The sequence below is a fragment of the Asanoa sp. NPDC050611 genome, from assembly GCF_040654855.1.
Taxonomy (GTDB): Bacteria; Actinomycetota; Actinomycetes; order Mycobacteriales; family Micromonosporaceae; genus Asanoa.
Genome location: NZ_JBFAIU010000500.1, coordinates 1 through 3961, shown reverse-complemented (window position 1 = coordinate 3961; position 3961 = coordinate 1). Strand labels below are relative to the sequence as shown.

At 68.5% G+C, this 3961-nt stretch carries 4 protein-coding genes; 3 read left to right on the top strand and 1 reads right to left on the bottom strand.

The genetic code is table 11. The annotated features are described in order from the left end of the window. Positions 1 to 173: 173 nt before the first annotated feature. A complete protein-coding gene (locus AB0H87_RS39065) occupies positions 174 to 749 on the top strand; it encodes a hypothetical protein (RefSeq protein WP_360157990.1) in 576 nt (191 codons plus the stop codon). A 25-nt stretch (positions 750 to 774) separates the two neighbouring features. Here AB0H87_RS39065 and AB0H87_RS39060 read toward each other — a convergent pair whose 3' ends face one another. Next, positions 775 to 1074: a ferredoxin gene (locus AB0H87_RS39060; RefSeq protein ID WP_360157987.1), complete on the bottom strand. Its 300-nt coding sequence runs from the start codon at positions 1072 to 1074 to the stop codon at positions 775 to 777. A gap of 189 nt (positions 1075 to 1263) precedes the next feature. On the opposite strand from AB0H87_RS39060, the gene arc reads away from it, so the two are divergent. After that, a complete protein-coding gene (arc, locus tag AB0H87_RS39055) occupies positions 1264 to 3045 on the top strand; it encodes a proteasome ATPase (protein WP_360157984.1) in 1782 nt (593 codons plus the stop codon). Between the two features lie 127 nt (positions 3046 to 3172). Further along, on the top strand, positions 3173 to 3940 hold the full coding sequence (locus AB0H87_RS39050) for a hypothetical protein (protein ID WP_360157981.1): 768 nt from the start codon (positions 3173 to 3175) through the stop codon (positions 3938 to 3940). Positions 3941 to 3961: the final 21 nt, after the last annotated feature.

The following is a 3961-nucleotide window of genomic DNA, read 5'->3' as shown; positions in this document are numbered from 1 at the left end:
GCCGCGCCGGACCAAGCCGCCCGGGACCAGGCCGCGCCGGACCAAGCCGCCCGGGACCAGGCCGCGCCGGACCAAGCCGCCCGGGACCAGGCCGCCCGGGACCAAGCCGCGCCGGACCAAGCCGCGCCGGACCAGGCCGGCGGTCACCCGGCGACGGGGGAGGGTGAGCCGAGATGAGCCGGCCCTCCTTCGGCGGCGGCAACGACCTGCCGGCCGTGTTCCCGGACTGGTCGCCCTACCCCGACCTGGACTCCGCCGCCCGGGCCTACCTGCGCGACCCCGACGTCGCCCTGGAGGCCCTCGGCGGCGTGCTCAACGGCGCCACGGTCGTCTGCTTCACGCTGGAGCGCTTCGTCAACGAGGTCAACGGCGTCTGGCAGGAGGTCGTGGTCTGCGACGGCAGCCGCCTCGTGCTCTGGCACGGCGAGGACGTCCCGCCCACCGACGGCCCCGCCGGCTCGATGACGTCCTCGTTGCGGGTGGTGCCGCTGTCGACGGTCACCGAGGTCGGCTGCCGGCGGCGGCTGTCCCGGTCGCCGAGCGGCCAGGCGCGCACCGACTCGATCGATGTCTACCTGCTGCTCAGCTCGATGGACGAGGCCGGGGGCGCCGAGGAGGGCACCCACCTGCCCCGGCACGACGCGCTGCGGTTCGGCAAGACGCTCGACGACGGGGGAGCGGGGCAGATCGCCCGGCTGGAAGACTTCGCCCGGCTGGTCGCGTCGCTGGTCGGCCGTCCCACTCTGTGAGATTTCCGACCCATTCCGGGACGGTTTATTCGACGGGCGCGTCGGGGCCCGCGACCTCTTCGTCAGAGTCGCCGCGCATGACGTGTATGCACTCGCCGGGGCAGTCCTTGGCGGAGTCGAGCACGTCCAACCGCAGGTGAGCGGGCACGTCAACCCGGACACCAGGTGACACCTGGAGCTCTCCGGACGCGTCCTTGACGTAGGCCAGCCCGTCGATGTCGAACTCGAAGACGTCCGGCGCGTACTGCACGCAGAGCCCGTCACCCGTGCACAGGTCCTGGTCCACCCAGACACGCAACTGATCAGTCTCGGTCTGAGTCGTCACTTCGCCTCCCGCGCGCTACGTTCGTACGTTCCGACCGTACCCGACGATGTTTTTGGCGCCTGTCGGCAGTGACGAACGCCAACCGGACGAGATCAAGAGTCGGTGACGAGGGTGTTGCCTGGGTCTAAAACGTCGTCGGAGCGGTTAGTGTTATGACAGAACGTTTTTAGCCCCCCGGGGAGGTGGGACGTGGCACGCAGCGACGACGCGGATGCGCGCGCCGCACGGTGGGAGAAGGAGACCCACGATCTCTCCACCCAGGTCGCGTTCCTTCAGGAGGAACTCGCTCTGGTGCGGCGCAGGCTCACAGAGAGCCCCCGACACGTCCGTCAGCTCGAGGAGCGGCTCGCGGCAACGCAGGCGCAGCTGGCCCGAGTGTCCGAAAACAACGAGCGGCTCGTCACGACCCTCAAAGAGGCTCGAGCCCAGATCGTCACACTCAAGGAAGAGATCGACCGCCTGGCACAGCCGCCGAGCGGTTACGGCGTCTTCCTGACCCGCCACGACGACGGCACGGTGGACGTGTTCACCGGCGGTCGCAAGCTGCGCGTGGCCGTGTCTCCCTCGATCAACACCGAGGAGCTCAAGCGCGGCCAGGAGGTCCTGCTCAACGACGCGCTCAACGTGGTCGACGCGTTCGGCTACGAGCGGGTCGGTGAGGTCGTGATGCTCAAGGAGGTGCTCGACAACCCGTCCGGTGGGGCGGGCGACCGTGCCCTCGTCATCTCGCACGCAGACGAGGAGCGCATCGTCCACCTGGCCGAGTCGCTGATCGGCGCACCGCTGCGCAGTGGCGACTCGCTGATGATCGAGCCGCGGTCCGCGTACGCCTACGAGCGGATCCCGAAGAGCGAGGTCGAGGAGCTCGTTCTGGAGGAGGTCCCCGACGTCGGCTACGAGGACATCGGTGGCCTGCACACCCAGATCGAGGCGATCCGGGACGCGGTGGAGCTGCCGTTCCTGCACGCCGACCTGTTCCGCGAGCACCAGCTGCGGCCGCCGAAGGGCATTTTGCTCTACGGTCCGCCCGGTTGCGGAAAGACCCTGATCGCGAAGGCGGTCGCCAACTCGCTGGCGAAGAAGATCGCCGAGCGGCGCGGCGAGGAGAAGCACACCAGCTACTTCCTCAACATCAAGGGTCCGGAGCTGCTGAACAAATACGTCGGCGAGACCGAGCGGCACATCCGCCTGGTGTTCCAGCGGGCGCGGGAGAAGGCGGGCGAGGGCACGCCGGTCATCGTGTTCTTCGACGAGATGGACTCGGTGTTCCGCACGCGCGGCTCCGGTGTCTCCTCCGACGTGGAGAACACGATCGTCCCGCAGCTGCTGTCGGAGATCGACGGCGTGGAGGGGCTCGAGAACGTCATCGTGATCGGCGCGTCCAACCGCGAGGACATGATCGACCCCGCGATCCTGCGGCCGGGCCGGCTCGACGTCAAGATCAAGATCGAGCGTCCGGACGCCGAGGCGGCGAAGGACATCTTCAGCAAGTACATCCTGTCCGGCCTGCCGCTGCACGGCGACGACCTGGCCGAGCACGGCGGCGACACCCAGGCCACGGTCGAAGCGATGATCGAGGCGGTCGTGCTCCGGATGTACTCCGAGTCCGAAGAGAACAGGTTCCTCGAGGTCACCTACGCCAACGGTGACAAGGAGGTCCTCTACTTCAAGGACTTCAACTCCGGCGCGATGATCCAGAACATCGTCGACCGGGGCAAGAAGATGGCCATCAAGGAGTTCCTCGCCTCGGGCCGCAAGGGCATGCGCCTGCAGCACCTGCTCGACGCCTGCGTCGACGAGTTCCGCGAGAACGAGGACCTGCCCAACACCACCAACCCCGACGACTGGGCCCGCATCTCCGGCAAGAAGGGCGAGCGGATCGTCTACATCCGCACGCTCGTCTCCGGCGGCAAGGGCACGGAGGCCGGCCGCTCCATCGAGACGGCCAGCAACACCGGTCAGTACCTGTAACGACACGCAACGAGCGGGGCGGCGCCTTCGGGTGCCGCCCCGTTCGCGTGCGCCGGGAAGCCGGTAAGGCCGGTCAAGCCGGGAAAAGGGACGGCGCGCCGCATCCAAGATCGCTAACATCCTGCCCGTGTTTCGATCCCTTCCTGTTCTCGCCCTCGCGGGCGCCCTGTTCCTGGCCGGCTGCGGCACGCAGTCGGCCGGCACCGCTGCCGCACCACCCTCGGCGTCGCCCTCGCCCACCGCCGACACCCGCGACGCCGTCACGGTGGTCAAGGAGTCGTTCCAGCGCACGTTCGACACGAAGACCTTCACGATGACGGTGCACATCAGCGCCGGCACCGAGCAGAGCGCCGACATGTCGGCGAACGTGGACCTCGCCAAGGACGCCGTCCGGATGTCGATGGAGTTGCCCACCGGAACGACCGAGGTCGTCAAGCTCGCCGACGACATGTTCATCAAGGCGCCCGGGCTCGGTAAGAAGCCCTACCTGCGGCTCGACCTGGACAAGCTCAACCCGAGCAGCCCGCTGCGCGAGTCGCTGAACGTGGCCAACCAGTCCGGCATCCTCGACGGCGTGGTCACGGCGAACAAGGGTGCCGGAGACACCTACGCGGGCACCGCCGACCTCAAGAAGGCGGCGGAGGTCTCGGTGGCCACCCAGAAGAAGTCGCTCGAGCAGATGTCGCGCCTGGCCAAGAACGCCTCGGCGGTGCCGTACACGGCGAAGATCGACGAGCAGGGCCGCCTGACGGAGCTCTCGTACACCGTCGAGCTCAGCACCGGTGAGATGACGACCGAGATCCTGCTGACCGCCCTCGGCGAGCCCGTCACCGTCGACCGCCCGGCCGCGGACCAGGTGGCCGACGCGACCGAGGAGCAGTACGCGTTCTTCTGAGCGCGGGACCCGTGCCGGGGC